This is a genomic window from Streptomyces sp. NPDC051133 (genome assembly GCF_040682635.1).
Lineage (GTDB): Bacteria > Actinomycetota > Actinomycetes > Streptomycetales > Streptomycetaceae > Streptomyces.
In genome coordinates this window covers 13,325-34,057 of sequence record NZ_JBFBBK010000014.1, presented here as the reverse complement: position 1 = coordinate 34,057, position 20,733 = coordinate 13,325, and the positions used below count along the sequence as shown (strand labels likewise).

At 71.7% G+C, this 20,733-nt stretch carries 15 protein-coding genes; 4 read left to right on the top strand and 11 right to left on the bottom strand.

Features of this window, described 5'->3' with window-relative positions; genetic code table 11:
- Nucleotides 1–55: 55 nt before the first annotated feature.
- The 3 genes from AB0N17_RS16450 to AB0N17_RS16440 form a co-directional block, all read right to left on the bottom strand.
- Complete coding sequence (locus tag AB0N17_RS16450; RefSeq protein ID WP_366011999.1) at nucleotides 56–1,651, bottom strand: acyl-CoA carboxylase subunit beta; 1,596 nt, start codon at nucleotides 1,649–1,651, stop codon at nucleotides 56–58.
- A gap of 154 nt (nucleotides 1,652–1,805) precedes the next feature.
- Nucleotides 1,806–4,112 (bottom strand): polysaccharide lyase 8 family protein, encoded by a 2,307-nt coding sequence (locus AB0N17_RS16445; protein ID WP_366011998.1) that lies wholly within the window; start codon nucleotides 4,110–4,112, stop codon nucleotides 1,806–1,808.
- Between the two features lie 30 nt (nucleotides 4,113–4,142).
- Nucleotides 4,143–4,640, bottom strand: a complete 498-nt coding sequence (locus tag AB0N17_RS16440; RefSeq protein ID WP_366011997.1) for a hypothetical protein — start codon at nucleotides 4,638–4,640, stop codon at nucleotides 4,143–4,145.
- Between the two features lie 273 nt (nucleotides 4,641–4,913).
- Here AB0N17_RS16440 and AB0N17_RS16435 point away from each other — a divergent pair, with 273 nt between their 5' ends.
- Nucleotides 4,914–5,522, top strand: a complete 609-nt coding sequence (locus tag AB0N17_RS16435; RefSeq protein WP_366011996.1) for a YceI family protein — start codon at nucleotides 4,914–4,916, stop codon at nucleotides 5,520–5,522.
- A gap of 114 nt (nucleotides 5,523–5,636) precedes the next feature.
- Here AB0N17_RS16435 and AB0N17_RS16430 read toward each other — a convergent pair whose 3' ends face one another.
- Together AB0N17_RS16430 and AB0N17_RS16425 are read right to left on the bottom strand one after the other, a co-directional pair.
- Nucleotides 5,637–7,028 carry a hypothetical protein gene (locus AB0N17_RS16430; protein WP_366011995.1) on the bottom strand — a complete coding sequence of 464 codons (1,392 nt, stop codon included), beginning with the start codon at nucleotides 7,026–7,028 and terminating at the stop codon, nucleotides 5,637–5,639.
- A gap of 69 nt (nucleotides 7,029–7,097) precedes the next feature.
- Entirely contained in the window at nucleotides 7,098–10,112 is a 3,015-nt protein-coding gene (locus AB0N17_RS16425) for a glycoside hydrolase family 3 N-terminal domain-containing protein (protein WP_366011994.1), read from the bottom strand.
- A 109-nt stretch (nucleotides 10,113–10,221) separates the two neighbouring features.
- Between AB0N17_RS16425 and AB0N17_RS16420 the strand changes: the two genes are divergently transcribed.
- From AB0N17_RS16420 to AB0N17_RS16410, 3 genes are read left to right on the top strand one after another with little or no spacing between them, the layout of a single operon-like run.
- Nucleotides 10,222–12,087 (top strand): lectin, encoded by a 1,866-nt coding sequence (locus AB0N17_RS16420; protein ID WP_366011993.1) that lies wholly within the window; start codon nucleotides 10,222–10,224, stop codon nucleotides 12,085–12,087.
- Nucleotides 12,088–12,096: 9 nt separating this feature from the next.
- On the top strand, nucleotides 12,097–12,585 hold the full coding sequence (locus AB0N17_RS16415; protein WP_366011992.1) for a hypothetical protein: 489 nt from the start codon (nucleotides 12,097–12,099) through the stop codon (nucleotides 12,583–12,585).
- Nucleotides 12,586–12,639: 54 nt separating this feature from the next.
- On the top strand, nucleotides 12,640–13,284 hold the full coding sequence (locus AB0N17_RS16410) for a GPP34 family phosphoprotein (RefSeq protein ID WP_366011991.1): 645 nt from the start codon (nucleotides 12,640–12,642) through the stop codon (nucleotides 13,282–13,284).
- A gap of 50 nt (nucleotides 13,285–13,334) precedes the next feature.
- Here AB0N17_RS16410 and cimA read toward each other — a convergent pair whose 3' ends face one another.
- The 6 genes from cimA to ureA form a co-directional block, all read right to left on the bottom strand.
- Nucleotides 13,335–14,945 (bottom strand): citramalate synthase, encoded by a 1,611-nt coding sequence (gene cimA / locus AB0N17_RS16405; protein ID WP_366011990.1) that lies wholly within the window; start codon nucleotides 14,943–14,945, stop codon nucleotides 13,335–13,337.
- A gap of 285 nt (nucleotides 14,946–15,230) precedes the next feature.
- Nucleotides 15,231–16,532, bottom strand: coding sequence for an MFS transporter (locus tag AB0N17_RS16400; RefSeq protein WP_366011989.1), 1,302 nt, complete (start codon nucleotides 16,530–16,532; stop codon nucleotides 15,231–15,233).
- A gap of 38 nt (nucleotides 16,533–16,570) precedes the next feature.
- A complete protein-coding gene (locus AB0N17_RS16395) occupies nucleotides 16,571–17,182 on the bottom strand; it encodes a TetR/AcrR family transcriptional regulator (protein ID WP_366011988.1) in 612 nt (203 codons plus the stop codon).
- Nucleotides 17,183–17,199: 17 nt separating this feature from the next.
- Complete coding sequence (locus tag AB0N17_RS16390; RefSeq protein WP_366011987.1) at nucleotides 17,200–18,240, bottom strand: agmatine deiminase family protein; 1,041 nt, start codon at nucleotides 18,238–18,240, stop codon at nucleotides 17,200–17,202.
- An 11-nt stretch (nucleotides 18,241–18,251) separates the two neighbouring features.
- Nucleotides 18,252–19,976, bottom strand: a complete 1,725-nt coding sequence (locus AB0N17_RS16385; RefSeq protein WP_366011986.1) for an urease subunit alpha — start codon at nucleotides 19,974–19,976, stop codon at nucleotides 18,252–18,254.
- Nucleotides 19,973–20,683: an urease subunit gamma gene (gene ureA / locus AB0N17_RS16380; RefSeq protein ID WP_366011985.1), complete on the bottom strand. Its 711-nt coding sequence runs from the start codon at nucleotides 20,681–20,683 to the stop codon at nucleotides 19,973–19,975. Before ureA ends, AB0N17_RS16385 begins: the two co-directional genes overlap by 4 nt.
- Between the last annotated feature and the right edge of the window lie 50 nt (nucleotides 20,684–20,733).

Below are 20,733 nucleotides of genomic sequence, written 5' to 3'. Positions count from 1 at the left end.
GTGTCAGTCTCCGTGAGAGTGAGGTCCGCGGGGTTGCCGCGGCGGGTCCGCTCGGTTACTGCGGGGGGTTGCCGTGCTTCCGGGAGGGCAGGTCGGCGTGCTTGGTGTGCAGCATCGCCAGGGACTTGGCCAGGACCTCGCGGGTCTCCGCCGGGTCGATGACGTCGTCCACCAGGCCGCGCTCGGCGGCGTAGTAGGGATGCATCAGCTCGGCCTTGTACTCCTTGACCATCTTCTGCCGCATCGCCTCGGGGTCCTCGGCCTCGGCGATCTGCCGGCGGAAGATGACGTTCGCGGCGCCTTCCGCGCCCATGACGGCGATCTCGTTGGTCGGCCAGGCGTAGGTGAGGTCCGCGCCGATCGACTGGGAGTCCATGACGATGTAGGCACCTCCGTACGCCTTGCGCAGGATCAGCGAAATCCTCGGCACGGTCGCGTTGCAGTAGGCGTACAGCAGCTTCGCGCCGTGGCGGATGATTCCGCCGTGCTCCTGGTCGACGCCGGGGAGGAACCCGGGAACGTCCAGGAAGGTGACGATCGGGATATTGAAAGCGTCACACATCTGGACAAAGCGCGCAGCTTTTTCGCTCGCCTCGATGTCCAGGACGCCCGCGAGGACCTGCGGCTGGTTGGCGATGATGCCCACCACCTGGCCGTCCAGACGGGCCAGCGCGCAGATGATGTTCCGCGCCCAGCGCTCGTGGACCTCCAGGTACTCGCCGTCGTCGACGATCTCCTCGATGACCTTGGTCATGTCGTACGGCCGGTTGCCGTCGGCCGGGACCAGGTCGAGCAGGACGTCGCTGCGGCGGTCCACCGGGTCGGAGGAGTCCACCCGCGGGGGGTTCTCGCGGTTGTTCTGCGGCAGGAGCGACAGGAGGTAGCGCACCTCGGCGATGCACGTCTCCTCGTCGTCGTAGGCGAAGTGGCAGACGCCGGAGGTCTCCGCGTGGACGTCGGCGCCGCCGAGCCCGTTCTGGGTGATCTCCTCGCCCGTCACCGCCTTGACCACGTCGGGGCCGGTGATGAACATCTGCGAGGTCTCGCGGACCATGAAGACGAAGTCCGTCAGGGCGGGGCTGTAGGCCGCGCCGCCCGCGCACGGGCCGAGCATCACCGAGATCTGCGGGATGACACCCGACGCCTTGGTGTTGCGCTGGAAGATGCCGCCGTAACCGGCGAGGGCCGAGACGCCCTCCTGGATACGGGCGCCCGCACCGTCGTTCAGGGAGACCAGCGGGGCACCGGCCGCGATGGCCATGTCCATGATCTTGTGGATCTTGGTGGCGTGGGCCTCGCCCAGCGCGCCGCCGAAGATCCGGAAGTCGTGGGCGTAGACGAAGACCGTGCGGCCCTCCACCGTGCCCCAGCCGGTGATCACACCGTCGGTGTACGGCTTCTTGGCCTCCAGGCCGAAGCCGGTCGCCCGGTGCCGGCGCAGCTGCTCGACCTCCTGGAAGGACCCCGGGTCCAGGAGCAGCTCGATCCGCTCCCGCGCCGTCAGCTTGCCCTTGGCGTGCTGCGCCTCGGTCGCCTTCTCGCTGGGGCCGGAAACGGCCCGGGCACGAATCTCGTGCAGCTCGGCGACCCGTCCGCGCGCGTCCGTCGGCTCACCGGTCGGCTCACCCGTCGTCTCTTCCAAAACGGTCATGTAGCGACCTTACGAAGGACACCAAGGAATGCGAGCCGTCGACTCCGTACAGTCTCCGGCCCGTTTTCCTGGTACCAGTGAACAGAACCGGGGCGGCATGCAGCCGTTCCGACTGCTCAGAGGGCACCGGCGTTGTAGGGGAGCCACAAAGGCGTCACCTGAGAGCCACCTCACAAACGCGGGTGGAACATGCCATCCCCGGAGTGACACGGAGCCTCAGACGGCGGTCCGCCTCCAGCACCTCGACCCCGTCGCCGGCCCGGACGACGGAGCGCACCGGGTGGTCCCAGACGATCTCCAGCGGCGTCCCCGTGCGGGGTGGCTCGGCGACGCCGACGGTGGCGGTCCGGCCGCGGCGTACGACGAGCACGCTAGCGCCCGCCGAGGCGGTCAGCGCTCCCACCGTACCGGCCCGCCAGAAGTTCGCCGCGACGAGGCCCGGCCGGGGCGCGGCGACGGCCTGGCAGCCGGGGTCGTTGGCGAGGACGGACAGCCGGTGCGGGCCCGCGGCCCGGGCCATGGTCTCGGCGCGGGTGGCGCCGGGCAGCAGGACGTACGCGTAGGCGGCGTCGGCGGGGTCGGTGCCGTGGTCGAGCCACAGTGTCTGCCAGCGCCGGGTGCGCCGTTCGGCGGTGCCGCCGGTGTTGATGTCGGACCAGGCGCCGGTGCGGTCCTCGCGGAGGGCGCGCAGCTCGCCCCCGCACGGCAGGATCCAGCCACCGTGGCCCTCCAGATGGGCCCATCCCCGGCCCCGCGCGAAGGCCTGCGTGCCGCCCTCGCCCAGATTCCGGTTGTCCACGACCGTCTCGACGGGGACGCCGTCGGAGCAGGAGATCCCGGCACCGAGGCACACCACGGCGTCGTCGAGGAAGAACCAGGACTTGTGGGCCCGCAGGGTGGAGCCGAGTCCCTTGAGGTGCTGGCCCACGGCCGCGTACTCCCCGTCGGTGGCACCGCCGACCCACCGCACGTCCGGCTTGGGCGCACCCCACTCCCCGCCGGCTCCGTCGGGCAGGCGCCGGGTGGACACGGTGGTGCCGGGCAGCCGGTACCAGTCGACGGTCGGCCAGAACCAGTCGGTGTACTGGTCGCTGCGCCCCCGCGGCCACCAGGACAGCATTCCGGCCCCGGTGTGCCAGCCGCGCGGGTTCTCGCCGTTGCCGCACTCGTAGTGGGCGATGCGGTCGCTCGCCATGGACAGGGCCGCGGTGAAGCGGGAACGGCGGTGAACGGCCCGGTCCATGGCCGGAAAGAGCCGGTGCCCGAGGGGTTCGGCGAGCGCGGGTACGCCCGACTCGACGACGGCGTGCAGCCGCGCGAGATCCGCCACGTCGAACTGAGGCGAGGTCAGGACCGGGGCCACCGCGTCCCGTTCGATCCACCCTCTCACCAGCCCGTACCACCGCTGCCGCCGCACCTCGTCGGCGCCGCCCGCGAGCAGCGCGACGGCGGCGACGAGGGCGTGCCCGTGGTAGTGATCGCTGCGCATGACGCCCGCGTCGTCATCGCGCTGCAGGCCCCGGCTGATGGCGCGCCCGTTGACGCAGTCCATCACCAGCCCGTCATGGATCAGCGGCGCGAAGGCGTGCTCGACGCCGTCCAGAACGTGTTCCCGGGCGGGATCGGTGACGTCCCAGGGCGAGCCGGCGAGGAGGGCGAACAGCCGCCCGAGGCCGTCGAGCAGGACCTGGCCGTACGTCCCCGAGTAGGCGACCTGGCCGTGTTGCACGAAGGAGCCGTCGGCGTACAGGCCGTCCCCTCGCGTGACGTAGGGGAAGACCGGCGAGAGGGCGTCCCGGGCCAGGGCGATCCGGGCGGCGTCCCGGCCGAGGATGCCGCGCAGGGCGACGGAGCGGCACAGGTCGACGCGGTTGGCACCGGTGGAGGTGCCGGAGTAGTCGGTGAGCATGGAGTCCGGGATGAAGTGGTCCACGGCCGCGCAGGCCGCCGCGACACGGTCGCCGCCGAGCCGCTCGTACAGGGCGGCGGTGATGTCCATGAGCAGGCGGGGGCTGCCGATCTGCCACTCCCACCAGTTGCCGTAACGGGCGGTCGAGGCGTTGTAGGCGACGGCGGAGAGGTGATCGAGCCCCCGCAGCACGGCGCCGAGGAGCCCGGGGTCGCCGGTGACACCGGTGCCGGGCTGCACACAGGCCTGCGTCATGATCCACAGCCGGCCGTAACTGAAGGTGATGCCGGCGGGCGGGTCGAAGGGGTGCCCGGGCCAGAGGGAGTCCGGGGCCGGGGCCATGCCGGCCGCGAACTCAACGGCCTGACCGCCGAGTCGGGCGAGCCGTGAGGCGTACGGCTCACGGCCCGGGTCGTACCCCTCCCCCAGCGCGATGCCGAGCCAGCGACGGCGCAGCGCGTCGTGGACGTCCCCGCCGTCGGCCCGCGCGGCCGTGGAGAGGACCGGAACGAGGGCGGTGGCCAGCAGCAGTGCGCGTCGGGTCAGCCCCATGGGCCGGTCACCGCCCTCTCTCACCCGGGTTCAGCAGCCGCCGCAGTTGTAGTAGAGGGCGTCCCAGTGGTTGCCCTCGTCGGCGTAGATGTTGCCGGAGCCGGACTGCCACTGCGGGTAGCCGTCGCCGCGCAGGCCGATGTAGCTGAAGTTGTTCTTGATGTACGCGGTGATGCAGGTGTTCTTGCCGTAGTCGAGCTTGTAGCCGTTCCAGTGCGAGTAGGTGCCGGAGGCGTGGCCGGTCTCGGTGCCGCCGGTGATGTTGAGGGCGCAGCCGCTGGCCCGCTTCAGGGTCTGGGCGCCCTGGGCGGTGGCGAGATTCAGCTGGTCGAACGACGTGCACGTGGAGTTGTTCCGGTTGGTGCAGTTACCGGAGGACGACCAGGTGATGCCGACCTGGCGGAACATCGACTCGGCGGTGGCCTGGCTGATCTTGGTGACGGCGAAGGCGTCGGTGGCGGTGCCGACGACGGCGACACCGGGGGCGACGACGAGGGCGAGCGCGGTCAGGACGGAGCGGAGCCTCATGGCTTTCCTGAGCTTCATGGGGGACCTTTCCTGCGGTCGGGCCGGGCTTCCTGGTGGGGGGGCGGCTGTGCAGGCGGTGCACGCAGATGGTGCCCGAGCTCTACGCGCGTCCGCCAGAGGGCGTACGGACGTCACTCCACGCAACGGAAGAAACACGCTGCGGATGATGTTGAAAACTGAACCGAATGGGTCTACCGTCGAAGACGCAAGGTTGTTTAACGTTCAACAGACCTGCAGCAGACCCGATCAGCAGACACTTTTCTGGAGCACATCATGGGCATCTTCAGCCGCAAGGACACCACCGCCACGACGACCGCCGCACCGGCCGCACCGGCCGCCGACCTGTCCGCGCTGACCGGTGACTACACGATCGACCCCGCGCACACCACCATCGGCTTCGTGGCCCGCCACGCCATGGTCACCAATGTGAAGGGCAGCTTCCAGGACTTCACCGGCACGCTGCACCTGGACGGCGCGAACCCCGCCGCCTCCACCGCCACGCTCGACGTGCAGATGGCGAGCATCGAGACCGGCAACGCGGACCGGGACGGCCACCTGAAGTCCGCCGACTTCTTCAAGATCGACGAGTTCCCGGCCATGACCTTCCGCTCCACCAAGGCGGAGGCCCTCGGCGGCGACGACTACCGCATCACCGGCGACCTCTCCCTCCTCGGCGTCACGAAGACGATCAGCATCGACCTGGAGTTCAACGGCGCCGCGAAGGACCCGTTCGGCAACGACCGCGTCGGCTTCGAGGGCAACGCCGAGATCCTGCGCTCGGAGTGGGGCCTGACCTGGAACGCGGCCCTGGAGACCGGCGGTGTCCTGATCTCCGACAAGATCAAGCTGAAGTTCGACATCTCGGCGATCAAGAACGCCTGACCAGGGCGCTCAAGAACGCCTGAGCAGCCCGCAACGGGCAGACGCGTGCCGGCCCGGGGCATGGCCCCGGGCCGCGCCGAGCGGAACGCATCTGCCGATCACCCCCTCCCCGCGTCAGAAGCCGCCGCCGAAGTCTCCTCCGCCGCCGCCGTCTCCCCCGCCGCCGTCGAACCCGCCGCCGTCCCCGAACCCGCCCCCGAAGTCGCCGGGATCGAAGTCCGTCCCCGAGACGTCGCCGCCCTCGTACCCGCCCCCGCCCCCATAGCCGTCCCCGAAGTCCCCGTACCCCGCCCCGTACGCGGCCGCGTACGACGGCGTCGCCATCATGCTTCCCAGCACCGTCCCCACCAGCAGGCCGGGCAGCAGGCCGCCGCCGAAGTAGCCGCCCGCCCAGGGGCCGTAGGCGGGGCCCGCGTCCCAGTAGGGGCGGCGGCCGTAGTCCGTGTCGACCTCGCGGATCACCGGGTCGCGGCCGCCGGCCAGTCGGGTGGCGTCCGCCGCGCAGACCGGGACCTCGCGGGGAGCGCCGCCCGGCGGGGACCAGGCGGCGTCGGTGACCGAGGGGCCGTGGCGGGGGTCGAAGAAGCAGGGCGGACGGCGTTCGGGGAGGGGACGGCCCGTACGGCGGGCGGCCAGCTGGGCGAGGGAGAAGCGGCCGTCCTCCAGGGCCTGCGTGACCGTGCGGACGTCCTCCGGCTTCGCCGCTTCCGCCATGCGCTGCTTGGCGGTCTCGTAGGAGTCCAGGGCGCGCTCGTAGTCGGCGCGCATCGCGTCGTCGGCACCCGGTTCGGCCGGATGGAAGTCCAGGCGGTCCAGTTCCTCACCGAAGGCCGTGATGTCCTCGTCGACGACCACCCGCAGCCGGTCCAGGGCGGCCCGCTGCTCCTCCTCGCGACGCCGGCGGCCGCGCCGGACCAGCGCGTACGCGCCCGCCCCGGCGGCCACCAGCACAGCGCCGATCACGATCAGCGCCGTACCGGACGAGCCGCCGCCCGTGCCGGACGTGCCGCCCCAGCTCCGTGGCGCACGGCCCCCCATGTGGGCGAGCGCGCGGTCGGTGAAGTCGGTGAGCTGGGCCTTGGCGCTCTCGCCCCGGACACTGGCCACGAGGTTCCGCCGGGCCGTCGGTGACATCACGGAGGAGTCGGCGCGGGCGTCGAAGCGGTCGCCCAGCCGGATGCCGTACAGACCGGTGATGCCGGTGGCCGCGCGGAGCCCGGAGAAGAGGTTCGCCGTCGGGTAGCCGGCCGGGAGCACCGCGACGAAGAGCGGTTTGTTCGCGTCCTCGATGCGCTTCGCGAGCGCGTCCGCGTCCGCCTTCGGCAGCTGGGCCGAGGCGGCCGGGTCGACGTAGACGGGGCCCTTGCGGAGGGCCTGGGCGATGGTGGAGATGCCGGTGTCCGCGTTCGCCCCCACGGCCCCGGGGGCGAACAGGGTCGCCATGACCAGGGCGAACGCGGCCAGCAGCAGTGCCGGCAGGCTTCGGGTCCGCAGGACGGCCTTCATCCTTCGAAGCTACCCGAAGCCCCCCATATACGGACACACAGGCTGGGCAGGTAGACGGCTGGGCGGAACCTACGCGGCCCGGTACGCCTCCGTCAGCTTCTCCACCGCCTTCCCGTACCGTCCGGTCAGCAGCAGGTGATCGGCGTCCGCGAAGGGCTTCGCCACCGCCGCCGTCATCCGCTCCCCCACCCGGTGCTGCACCATCAGCCGGGCCCGGCCCACGAGCTCGCGTCCGGCCCGGTCGTCACCCCTGCGCTCGGCGACGGAGGCGGCCACGGCGAGCAGGTGCAGCGTGCCCGTGCCGCCGCGCGGGACGTCGGTGAGCGTGGTCAGGCCCCAGCCGTAGGGGAACTGGGGGTCGTACGACGCGTCGCCGACGTTGATCGGCAGCTGGGACTCGGACTTCGGCCAGGTGACGGGGAGCCGCCCGGTGAAGGGACGGGTGCCGTAGAGGACGTCGGCGACGCCCTCGCCCTCGGTCCCGGGCAGCCAGGAGGCCACCAGGGCGTCGATCCCGTCGAGGCGGTCGCCGATCAGCTGGGGGCGGCCGGAGACGATCAGCACCGCGCACTTCATGGCCGCGCACACCTTGTCCACGGCCGCCTGGTCGGCCGCCGACAGCCGCAGGCTGTGGCCGTTGCCGACGTCGCCGACGCCCTCGGCGTAGGGGGTCTCGCCGACGACGACCACGCCGACGTCGTAGCCGTTCGTCGGGGCCGAGGCGTCCTTGGAGTAGGTGACGTCCCCGCCGGCCTCGCGCATGCCCTGGAGGATGGTGGTGCCCTGGGTGTGGGTGCCGGAGGCACCCTGCCAGGTGATGGTCCAGCCGCCGGTCTGGTCGCCGAGGTCGTCGGCGTTCGACCCGGCGACGTACACCTTCTCGCTCTTCTTCAGCGGCAGCAGCCCGCCGCTGTTCTTCAGCAGCACCTGCGACTCGGCCGCCGCCTCGCGGGCGACCGCCCGGTGGGCCGGGGAGCCGATGGCGGCGGCGCCGGACGTGTCGGCGTCGGGGTGCTCGAAGAGGCCGAGCCGGAACTTCTGGGTGAGGATGCGGGAGACGGCGTCGTCGATCCGCTTCTCGCCGATCCGGCCCGCCTTCACCTCGTCGACGAGCGTGGAGCCGAAGTCCTTGTAGGTGTACGGCACCATCATCATGTCGACGCCCGCGTTCACGGCGGTGCGGACGTGGGCCGCGTAGTCGCCGGGGAGCTGGTCGATGGCGTTCCAGTCGCTGATGACGAAGCCGTCGAAGCCCATCCGGTCCTTCAGCTCGCCGTTGATCATGTCGCCGCGGGCGTGCATCTTCACCGCGCCCTTGCCGTCGCCGACGACGTCGAGGGAGGAGTACGACGGCATGACCGTGCCGATGCCCCGCTGGACGGCCGTCCTGAAGGGCGCCAGGTGGAGGTCCTGGAGCTGTTGCCGGGTGACGGTGGTGACGCCCTGGTCGGTCGTGTAGGTGCCGGTCGTGGAGGAGCCGTAGGCCGTGCCGCCGTCGCCGACGAAGTGCTTGGCGGTGGCGAGCACCTTGTCGTTCCGGCTCAGGTCCCGGCCGTCGGCCCGGCCCTGGAGGCCCTGGATCACCGTCTCCATGGACTGGACGAGGGCGGGGTCCTCGCCGAAGGACTCGTAGGAGCGGCCCCAGCGTTCGTCACGGCTCACGCACAGGCAGGGCGCGAAGTCCCAGGGGATGCCGGTGGTGCGGACCTCGGCGGCGGTCACCGCGCCCGTCCGCTCGGCGAGTTCGGGGTCGCGGCTCGCGCCGATGCCGATGTTGTGCGGCATGATCGTGGCGCCGGTGAGGTTGTTGTGACCGTGGACCGCGTCGACGCCGTAGACGAGCGGGATCTGGAAGCGGGTCGCCCGGGCGCGGAGCTGGAAGCCGTCGATCATCCGGGCCCAGGCCTCGGGGGTGTTGGGCGTGGGGGTGGAGCCGCCGCCGGAGAGCAGCGAGCCCAGGCCGTAGGCGGCGATGTCGCCGCCGCTGCCCACGGCGCCGCGCTCGGCCTGGGTCATCTGCCCGGCCTTCTCCTCCAGGGACATGCGGGAGAGCAGGTCGGCGACGCGCTTGCGCACCGGCAACCTGGCGTTCAGGTACGGCAGTCCGTGCGCGTCGACGACGATCTGCGGGGTCTCGGCGGGCGCCTTGGCCCCGGTGACCGTGAGCTTCAGCGGGACGGTCTTCGCGGGTGCGGGGGTGCGGACCGCCCGGGTCGGCACCTCGACGGTCCGCGAGGTGCCGGACGCGGTACCGGCCGGGAAGGTGAGGGTGCCGGTGACCGGGGTGTAGTCCCGGCCGGCCGTGGCGGTGCCGCCCTCCGTCGTGTACGCGACCGTCACCGGTTCGTCGACGGGCCGGTCGCCGGTCGTGGCCAGGGTGACCTCGACCTTGGCGGTGCCACCGGCCCGGACCGGGTAGACGGCCGCGTCGGTGCCGACCGAGGCGCGCAGCGACTGGTCGGCCCGGCCGTACAGCTCGACGTCGTCCAGGGCGAAGTCGCCCTTGGTGCCGGCCGGGAGGGTGACCGCGTAGCCCCACATCTGCGTGAGGCCGAGGACGTGGTCGATGCCTCCGACGGGCTGGTAGTCGGTGCGGTAGGTGAAGTCTGTGAAGGGGATCTCGATCTGCTTCCAGCCGGTGAAGTCGTCGGTGAAGGAGGTCGTCCACAGCTCGGACGCCTCACCGTTCGCGCCGCCGTCCTTGATCTCGAAGGCGATCTTCCGGCCGTTGTCGCGGCCGTCCCACCAGAAGCGGATGCCCTGGTGGGCGGACCAGTCGTGGGCGGGCTGCCCGGCGGCGAAGTCGTGGGTGAAGCCTCCGTAGCCGCTGATGTCGTAGGTGCCGGTGAGTACCTTGGCGCCCTCGGGGGCGTCGGTGCGGTCGGCGAGGCGGAGGGTGGGCGGGTCGTCGGCGTCGCCGCCCCAGGTGAAGATGCCGTCGGCGGGCTGGGAGGCGAAGGGGACCTCGCCCTCGAAGCGGTCGACGGGGGACGGCGCGGGGTCGTCGGCCGCGTGGGCCGCGGCCGACAGTGGCAACAGGGCGGCGAGCATGGCGCCGGAGACGAGCAGGGCGGTTCTCGGCATGGACCTTCCCTCGGCTCTCGTGGTTCACTCAGGACTTAGATCACGCCGTGAGTTAACTCATGGCTCTCCAACCCGTCAAGAGTGCACGTCAGTTGAAGGGCGACGCACCATGAGGAGAACCCCCCGCACAGTCCGGCTGTTGCTCGCCGGACTGCTCTCCGCCGCCGGCGTCACCGCCGCGGTACCCCCCGCTCACGCGGTCGGTGAACAGGTCACGGCCTGGCTCACGACCACGGACGACTCCGCCGGCCGGCACGTCGTGCGCGGACTGCAGGCGCAGACGCCGTTCGCCTTCCAGTCCGGGACGGGCGGCAGCGGCGAGAACATCACCGTCGACGAGAACACCCGGTACCAGACCTTCACCGGCGGCGGCGCGTCCTTCACGGACACCGCGGCCTGGCTGATGAACAGCAGCGGGGCGCTGTCCCAGGCGACCCGGGACGCGACCATGCGCAAGCTGTTCTCGCCGGCGGACGGCATCGGACTGTCGTTCCTGCGCAACCCGATGGGCGCCTCGGACCTCGCGCGGTACGGCTACACGTACGACGACGTGCCCTCCGGTCGGACGGATCCGAGTCTGTCCGGGTTCTCGATCGCCCACGACCTCGCGGACGTGGCACCGCTCACCAGGCAGGCGCTCCAGCTGAATCCGTCCCTGACGGTGATGGCCTCGCCGTGGACCGCCCCGGCCTGGATGAAGGACAGCGGCTCGCTCGACGGCGGCTGGCTGAAGGCCGAGGACTACGGCCCCTACGCCGCGTACTTCGTGAAGTACCTCCAGGCGTACAAGAGCCAGGGGATCGACGTCTCGTACGTGACCCCGCAGAACGAGCCGACCTGCTGCTCCGGCTACCCGTCGATGAGCTGGAACGCGAGCGGGCTGGACTACTTCCTCAAGAACGACCTGCTGCCGCAGCTGCGGTCCGCGGGCCTGAACACCAAGGTCCTCGCGCACGACTGGAACTGGGACACCTACGACTCCTACGCCGCCCAGTCCGTGGACGACCCGGCGATCCGCAACCACCCGAACTTCGGCGGGATCGCCTGGCACGGCTACGGCGGTGACGTCGGCAAGCAGACGGCGGTGCACGACCGGTACCCCTCGCTGGACGCCTTCGGCACCGAGCACTCGGGCGGCACCTGGATCGCGAACCAGCAGCGCGAGGACATGTCGAACATCATCGACTACACCCGCAACTGGGCGAAGTCGGTGACCAGGTGGTCGCTGGCCGTGGACCAGAACGGCGGTCCGCACAACGGCGGTTGCGGCACCTGCACGGGTCTGGTGACCGTGCATGACGGGGACGGCGCGAGCGGGACCGTGGACTACACCGTCGAGTACTACGACATGGGCCAGCTGACGAAGTTCGTGCGGCCCGGCGCCCAGCGGATCGCCTCCACGGCGTCCACCGCGGTGCCGAACGTGGCGTGGCGCAACCCGGACGGCAGCAAGGCGCTGATCGCGTACAACGACGCGTCGTCGGCGAAGACGGTCACCATCGACTGGGGTTCCCAGCACGCCACTTACTCGCTGCCCGGGAAGACGTCGGCGACCTTCACCTGGTCCGGCACCCAGTCCGGCGGCGGCGGCCGCACCGGCGCCTTCGTCGGCCTCGCCGGCAAGTGCCTGGACGTCGCGGGCGGTTCGGGCGCGAGCGGTACGGCGGTGCAGCTCTACGACTGCAACGGCACCGCCGCCCAGCAGTGGACCGTCCAGCCGGACGGGTCGGTCCGGGCGCTCGGCAAGTGCCTGGACGTGACCTCGGCATCGACGGCAGACGGGGCCAAGGTGCAGTTGTACGACTGCAACGGAACCGGTGCGCAACAGTGGTCGTACAACGCTTCGACCGGTGATGTGGTCGATACCGCGGCGAACAAGTGCCTCGACGTGACCGACGGCTCGTCGGCCAACGGGGCACGGGCACAGATCTGGTCGTGCACGGGAGCCGCCAACCAGAAGTGGCATCTGCAGTAGGAGTCGAACGTGCGGCGTACGGGGGCCGTGGTGGTGGGGGTCGCCGGCGCGATGCTGCTGCTCGGCGGCTGCGCGGCCGTGGACCTGCCGCTGGCGGGGGTGCGCATCGGCGCGGACGGGACGCCGTACGCGGTGTTCCGTCCGTGCGGCGGCGACGCCTACCAGGGGCCGTTCCTCGACGGGCGGGCGCACGGCGCCGGGGAGGGGCCCGTCACCACGGGATGGGACAGCCGGAAGGAGGGGCTGCACGGCGACGCCGGCTTCCCCCTCTTCTCCCCGCCCGCGCGCTGGCGGGCCCGGTACCGGGGCGAGCGGCGGCTGCTGCCCCGGCACCGCTACACCCTCGGGTTCGGGCACTACGTCACCGGCGACTCGTACAACGCGGTCGTGGACTTCACCACCGAGCGGATCGCCCGGCTGAGGCCCGGCCAGGTATGGGCGGACGGCCGGGTGATGAGCCGCCGCGCGTTCGAGAGGCTGGCCGCGGACTCCTGCTGAGCGGGACCGGTGTGCCGCGCTGCGCATCGGCTCCCCACGGCCCATGGTGGTGGTATGACCACACCGCAGGATCTGTTCCTCGTCAGTCTGGACGTCCCCGGCGAGAACCCCGTCGAGCAGGGAGACCTGTCGCTGGCTCTCGCGGGGGCCGAACTGATCGATCTGCTCGGCGTCCGGGCGCTCGTCCTGGACGGCGACCGCATCGTGCCCGGGCCGACGCTGACCACCGGTGACCGGCTGCTGGACGAGGCCGGGGCGGCGCTCGTGCGGCAGGAGCCGTACGAGACGGTCGAGGACTGGCTGTGGCGCCGTGGGCAGGGGCTGGCCACCGCCTACCGGGACGTCCTGGACTCCGAGGGACAGCTCACCGGGAAGCGCCCGCACTGGCTCTCCCTGCGCGGCGGCAGCGGCGGCCGGGCCGACACCCCGGCGCGGCGGCACGCGGCCGACCGCTGGTGGTCCCACGAGCCCGTCCTCGCGGGGCTCGCCGGCACCCTGGGCATCCAGGGCGAGCGGCCGGTGGAGCAGGAGCCCGGCGAGGAGGGAGCCGGTGAGGGGACCGCCCCGGAGGAGCCCGGTGAGGAGGCCGTCGTCACCGTCCTCGTGGCGGTCGGCGACGCGGTGACCGAGCTGGAGGCCGTACGGGAGCGCCGGCGCATCGAGAACATCGCCTTCGACAACATCTGGCGAGCGCCCTGAAGCCGACGAAAGCCGCGCCGGAGCGGGCGGCCCCGGCCGAACCGGCGGCGCTACTCCGCCGGCTCCACGGCCGCCCGCAGCAGCCCGTAGGTGTACGCGTCCTCCAGGGCCTGCCAGGACGCGGCGATCACGTTCTCCGCCACGCCGACCGTGGACCACTCGCCGGAGCCGTCCGAGGTGGAGATCAGCACCCGGGTCGTGGACTGGGTGCCGTGCTTGCCCTCCAGGATGCGGACCTTGTAGTCGACCAGCTCGAGCTTGGCGAGCTGCGGGTAGATCTTCTCCAGCGCGACGCGCAGGGCGCGGTCGAGGGCGTTGACCGGGCCGTTGCCCTCCGCGGTGGCGACGATCCGCTCGCTCTTGGCCCACAGCTTCACCGTGGCCTCGTTGGCGTGGGTTCCGTCGGGGCGGTCCTCGACGATGGCCCGCCAGGACTCGACGTCGAAGTACTTCAGCGGGCGGCCCTCGACCTCGGCGCGCAGCAGGAGCTCGAAGGAGGCGTCGGCGGCCTCGTAGGTGTAGCCCTTGAGCTCGCGCTCCTTCACCCGCTCGACCACCCGGCCGACGAGCTCGCGGTCGCCGCCCAGGTCGATGCCCAGCTCCTTGCCCTTCAGCTCGATGGAGGCGCGGCCCGCCATGTCGGAGACCAGCATCCGCATGGTGTTGCCGACCAGCTCGGGGTCGATGTGCTGGTACAGGTCCGGGTCGACCTTGATCGCGGAGGCGTGCAGGCCGGCCTTGTGGGCGAAGGCGGAGACGCCGACGTAGGGCTGGTGGGTGGAGGGGGTGAGGTTGACGACCTCGGCGATGGCGTGCGAGATCCGGGTCGTCTCACGGAGCTTGCCGTCGGGCAGCACCTTCTTGCCGTACTTCAGCTCCAGGGCGGCGACGACCGGGAAGAGGTTGGCGTTGCCGACGCGCTCGCCGTAGCCGTTGGCCGTGCACTGGACGTGGGTGGCGCCCCCGTCGACGGCGGCGAGGGTGTTGGCGACCGCGCAGCCGGTGTCGTCCTGGGCGTGGATGCCGAGCCGGGCGCCGGTGTCGGCGAGCACGGTGGAGACCACGGCGTGGACCTGGGCGGGCAGCATGCCGCCGTTGGTGTCGCAGAGGATGACGACGTCCGCGCCCGCCTCCGAGGCCGTGCGGACGACGGCCTTCGCGTACTCGGGGTTGGCGCGGTAGCCGTCGAAGAAGTGCTCGCAGTCGACGAACACCCGGCGGCCCTGCTCGCGCAGGTGGGAGACGGTGTCGCGGACCATCTCCAGGTTCTCGTCGAGGGTGGTGCGCAGGGCCAGTTCCACGTGCCGGTCGTGCGACTTGGCGACCAGGGTGATCACCGGGGCGCCGGACTCGAGCAGCGCCTTGACCTGCGGGTCCTCGGCGGCTTTGGCGCCGGCGCGGCGGGTGGCGCCGAAGGCGACCAGCTGGGCGTGCCGGAAGTCGATCTCGGCCTGCGCGCGGGCGAAGAACTCGGTGTCGCGGGGGTTCGCGCCGGGCCAGCCGCCCTCGATGAAGCCGACGCCGAAGTCGTCCAGGTGCCGGGCGATGGCGAGCTTGTCCGCGACGGTGAGGTTGATGCCCTCGCGCTGCGCGCCGTCGCGCAGCGTGGTGTCGAAGACGTGGAACGAGTCGTCGAGCTCGCTGGTTGCCGTCTCGGTCATGATCTCAAGGCTCCTGTTGTGGATCTTCGGTCTTACCGGAATGACCGGCTCCACCGTCCCCCCAATACTCCCCCGCGCTCCGTTCCCGGCTGATGGTGGGCCGGAAAACGAAAAAACCCCTCGCGGGTGCGAGAGGTCTGCGCGCGGGTCGAGGACGACGGTGGCCACCCGCACTTGGTCGTACGAGGTGGTCACTGCGGACCGGCGCGCCTGCTGCCAATAATCATGGCGAACGAGAGCACGGAGGCAGTCTGGCACAACCCTGCCCCCGGCTCACCGACCGTCTCAGGATGCGGTCGTCACGGTGGACGTCTCCCCGGCCCGCACCCTGGCCAGATCCAGGTCCTTCGTCTCCCGCATGGTGACGTACACCACCAGGGAGACGGCGGCACAACCGGCCACGTACCAGAAGAAGCCGGACTCGATCCCGGCGTTCTTGAACCACAGGGCGACGTACTCCGCCGTGCCGCCGAAGAGGGCGTTGGCGAGGGCGTAGGGCAGGGCCACGCCGAGCGCGCGCACCCCGGTCGGGAACAGCTCGGCCTTCACGCAGGCGTTGATGGAGGTGTAGCCGGTGACCACGACCAGGGCGAGGAGGGCGAGCCCGAGGGCGGGCCAGTAGCCGTCCGCGTGCCCCAGCAGGGTCATGACCGGCACGGTGAGGACGGTGGAGCCGACCGCGAAGGTGATCAGCAGCGGGCGGCGGCCGATCCGGTCGGAGAGGCGGCCCGCGAGCGGCTGGAGGGCGGCGAAGACGATCAGCGCGGTGAAGGAGACCAGGGTCGCGGTCTGCTTGGACAGCCCGGCCGAGTTGGAGAGGTACTTCGTCAGGTAGGTGGTGTACGTGTAGTACGCGACCGTGCCGCCCATGGTGAGCGCGATCACCAGGAACGCCTCCCGCCGGTGCCGCCACAGGGCGCGCAGGGTGCCGCGCTCCTCGGTGTGGGAGGTGTCGTCCGCGTAGACCTCGGTCTCCAGCATGCTGCGGCGCAGATAGAGGACGACGGCCGCGCCGAGCGCACCGACGACGAACGGGATGCGCCAGCCGTAGCTGTGCAGGGCGGCGTCGGACAGGGTGCGCTGCAGGATGATCTGCAGGCCGAGGCCGACGATCTGGCCGGCGGTCATGGAGACGTACTGGAAGCTGGAGGCGAAGCCACGGCTCCCGGGGGCGGAGGCCTCCGTCAGATAGGTGGCGCTGGCCGCGTACTCGCCGCCCACGGAGAGGCCCTGGAGCAGGCGGGCGACGAGCAGGACGAGGGCACCGCCGTAGCCGGCGACCGCGTAGGTGGGCGCGACGGCGATGAGGACGGCCGAGGCCGACATGAGCGTGACGGTCAGGGTCAGCGCCGCCTTACGGCCCTTGCGGTCGCCGACCCGGCCCAGCAGCCAGCCGCCCACGGGGCGCATGAAGAAGCCGACGGCGAAGATGCCGGCGGTGTTCATGAGCTGGGCGGTGGGGTTGCCGCTCGGGAAGAACGCGCCGGCGAAATAGGTGGCGAAGCTCGCGTACACGAACCAGTCGAACCACTCGACCATGTTCCCCGCCGAGCCGACCCAGATCCTCTTCCAGTGTTGTCGTCCCATGCGCCGGTACCTGCCCGGCACCGGAGCGAACGATTCCTTCACCCGGCCGGTTCCAGGAGGGAGTCGGCGATGAACTCCCGCACATGGGCCAGCACTTGTTCACGGTCGGTCCCGCGCAGTCCGATCGCCACATGGATGGAGAAGCCGTCCAGCAGCGCGCGCAGCCGCGCCGCGAAGCGGTCCGCGTCCACCGTGCGGAACTCGCCGCGCGAGACGCCCTCGGCCACCAGCGCGACCAGGTCGCGGTGCCACGCTCCCTCGATCGCCGCCTGCCGGGCGCGCGCGCCGTCGTCCGCGTTCTGCGAGCGGTTCCACACCTCCAGCCACAGCGTCCAGTGCGGATCGCGGTGACCGTCGGGCACGTACAGGTCGACGTAGGCGGAAAGGCGCTCGCGCGCGGTTCCGGGACCGGTGAGCAACCGGCCCCGCTCCGCGCCCAGCCGCCCCTCGCTCCACTCCAGGGTCTGCAGCAGCAGCTCGTCCTTGGAGCGGAAGTAGTACAGGAGATGGCCGCTGCTCATGTCCACCGCGCGGCCCAGCGCCGCCATGGTGAGCTTCTCCAGACCGCGCTCGGCGATCATGTCCATGGCGGCGGCGAGCACCTCCTCGCGCGGCGGCGCGTTCTTCCGCGCCCGTGCCGCACCGGCCATCCCTCACTCCTACACGCTCATGCCTTCGGCTGCTGCTGGGTGATGCAGTGGATGCCGCCCCCACCCGCAAAGATCGTACGCGCGTCCACCAGGGTCACCGTCCGCTCGGGGAACAGGCGGCGGAAGATCCCGGCGGCGATCTCGTCGCGCGGGTCGTCGAAGCCGCACAGCACCAGGCCGCCGTTGCAGATGTAGTGGTTGATGTACGAGTAGTCGGCCCAGTGGCCGTCGGCCTCCAGGACGGTCGGGGCCGGCACCTCCACGACCTCCAGCTTGCGGCCCCGGGCGTCGGTCGCCGACTTCAGCAGGCCGATGACCTCCTTGGTGACCTCGTGGTCGGGGTGGGCCGGGTCCGGCTGGTGGTGGGCGACGACGACACCGGGGCGGGCGAAGGCGGCGACGATGTCGACGTGGCCGAGGGTGCCGAAGCCGTAGGGCGGGTAGTCGCCGGTCAGGCCGCGCGGCAGCCAGATCGCCTTGCTGGTGCCGAGGTGGGCGTGGATCTCGGCCTCGACCTCCTCCTTCGACCAGTGCGGGTTGCGCTCGGGGCCGAGCTGCACGGTCTCGGTGAGCAGCACGGTGCCCTCGCCGTCGACATGGATCGCGCCGCCCTCGTTGACCAGCTTCGAGGCGTACGTCTTCGCACCCGCGAGGTCGGAGACGTACGCGCCGATCTTGGAGTCGTGCTCCCAGCGGGCCCAGTCCTGCGCGCCCCAGCCGTTGAACGTCCAGTCCACGGCGGCGAGGCCACCCTGGCCGTCGGTGAGGAAGGTGGGGCCGATGTCCCGCATCCAGGCGTCGTCCAGCTCGCGCTCGACGGTGTCGATGCCGGGGCCGAGGAGGGCCTGCGCCTCGGCCGACTGGCCGGGGCCGCACACGACCGTGACCGGTTCGAAGCGCAGGACGGCGCGGGCGACGGACGCCCAGGCGGCCCGGGAGGCGGCGAGGTCGTCCGGGTCGTCGAAGGTGGGGTTGGGGCCCGGCCACGCCATCCAGGTGCGCTCGTGCGGGGTCCACTCGGCGGGCATGCGGAAGCCGTCGGCGGCGGGGGTGGTCATGTCGCGGGTCCTTAGAGGAAGTAGAGGCGGTTGAGGGAGACGGAGTCGGCGGGCTCGGAGCTGAGCGGCTCGCCGTCGAGGGTGACCAGGCCGGTGCGCCGGTCGACGTCGACGGCTCCGATGCGGGCGTTCAGCCGCAGGTCGGCGGGGCCGATGCCCCGGGTGCCGCGTACGGCGACCCGGCGCCTGCGGGTCGGCATGGTGTCGTGGCCCAGGTCCACGGCCGCCCGGGCGACGAACGCGACCGAGATGTCGGCGGCCGTGGCGCCGTACGAGCCGAACTGCGGCCCCAGGACGAGGGGTTCGCAGGTGTCGGTGGCCGCGTTGGGGTCGCCGACCACGCCGTACGCCGGGAAGCCGGCCTTGAGGACGAGCTGCGGCTTGGCGCCGAAGTACTCCGGGCGCCACAGCACGATGTCGGCGAGCTTGCCGGTCTCGAGAGAGCCGACCTCGTGCGAGAGGCCGTGGGCGATGGCGGGGTTGATGGTGAGCTTGGCCATGTAGCGCAGGACGCGGGCGTTGTCGTCGCCCTCGCCGTCCCCCTCCATGGGGCCCAGCTCGGCCTTCATCTTGCCGGCCATGGCGAACGTACGGCGGACCGTCTCACCGGCGCGGCCCATGCCCTGGGCGTCGGAGGAGGTGATGCCGATCGCGCCCAGGTCGTGCAGCACGTCCTCGGCGCCCATCGTGCCGGCCCGGATGCGGTCGCGGGCCATGGCCGCGTCGCCGGGCAGGTCGGGCTTGAGGTCGTGGACGGAGACGATCATGCCGTAGTGCTCGGCGACGGCGTCCCGGCCGAAGGGCAGGGTGGGGTTGGTGGAGGAGCCGATGACGTTGGGGACACCGGCCATCTTCAGCACGTTGGGCACGTGTCCGCCGCCGCAGCCCTCGATGTGGAAGGCGTGGATCGTGCGGCCTTCGAGGACGCGAAGGGTGTCCTCGACCGACAGGCACTCGTTCAGGCCGTCGCTGTGCAGGGCGACCTGGACGTCGTGCTCCTCGGCGACCCGCAGGGCGGTGTCCAGGGCGCGGGTGTGGGCGCCCATGTCCTCGTGCACCTTGAAGCCGGACGCGCCGCCCTCGGCCAGGGCCTCGACGAGGGGCGCGTCGTGGGAGGACGAACCGCGGCCGAGGAAGCCGATGTTGACGGGCCAGGCGTCGAAGGCGTTGAAGGCGTGGCGCAGCGCCCAGGGCGAGTTGACGCCGACGCCCCACACCGGGCCGAACTCCTGCCCGATGATCGTGGTCACGCCGGAGGCGAGGGAGGCCTCCATGATGCGCGGCGACAGCAGGTGGACGTGGGTGTCGACGGCGCCGGCGGTGGCGATCAGGCCCTCGCCGGAGACGATGGAGGTGCCGGTGCCGACGACGACGTCCACGCCGTCGAGGGTGTCGGGGTTGCCGGCCCGCCCGATCCCGCAGATCCGGCCTTCGCGGATGCCGATGGAGACCTTGCGGACGCCCTGCGCCGCGTCGATCACGACGACGTTGCTGATGACGACGTCACAGGTCTCGCGGACCGCGGCGGCCTTCAGGTGCAGTCCGTCCCGGGCGGTCTTGCCGAAGCCGGCCAGGAACTCGTCGCCGTACTTCTGGGAGTCGGACTCGACGCGGACGGTGAGCCCGGAGTCGCCGAGGCGGACGCGGTCGCCGGCGCGGGGGCCGTGGGTGGCTGCGTAGGCGTGCGGGTCGACGTGGATCGCCCGGCTCACCTCTCGTCCCTTCGAGCGGCTCATCGCTCCTCGCCTCCTTCCGGCGTGCTGACGTGGGTGACTCCGAGATAGCCGCAGGCGGCGGCCCGGCGCAGGGCCTCGTCCTTCGCGCCCGGCGCGTCCAGCGGCCCGTCGACCAGTCCGGCGAAGCCGATCGCGACGCGGTCGCCGCCGATCGGCACGAGACCGACCTCCTCGCTCTCTCCCGGCCCGAACCGCACGGAGGACCCGGCGGGTACGGCGAGCCGCATGCCGTAGGAGGCGGAGCGGTCGAAGCGCAGACGCGGGTTGGCCTCGAAGAAGTGGAAGTGGGAGGTGACCGAGACGGGCACCGTCGCGGTGTTGGTGACCGCCAGCCGCAGGACCGGCTCCGGGTCGGCGTGCTGAGGCCCGGGCAGCAGGGCGCCCGGGGCGTCCTCGCCGAGGCCGCCGCCGATCGGGTCGGAGACCACGGCGAGCCGCGAGCCGTCGTCGAAGACGGCCTCCACCATCACCTCGGTGACGACGTCGGCGACGCCGGGCAGCACGTCCTCGGGGCCGAGCACCGCGCGGGCGGCCTCGATGGCCTCCGCGAGCCGCCTGCCGTCCCGGGCCGCCTCGCACACGGTGTCGGCGATCAGCGCGGTCGCCTCCGGCACGTTCAGCCGCAGGCCGCGCGCGCGGCGGGCCCGGGCCAGCTCGGCGGCTCCGAAGAGCAGCAGCCGGTCACGTTCCGTGGGGGTCAGTCTCACGACGCGGCACCTCCTTGCCTTCCTGACGTTAGAGCATCACTCTAAACGTC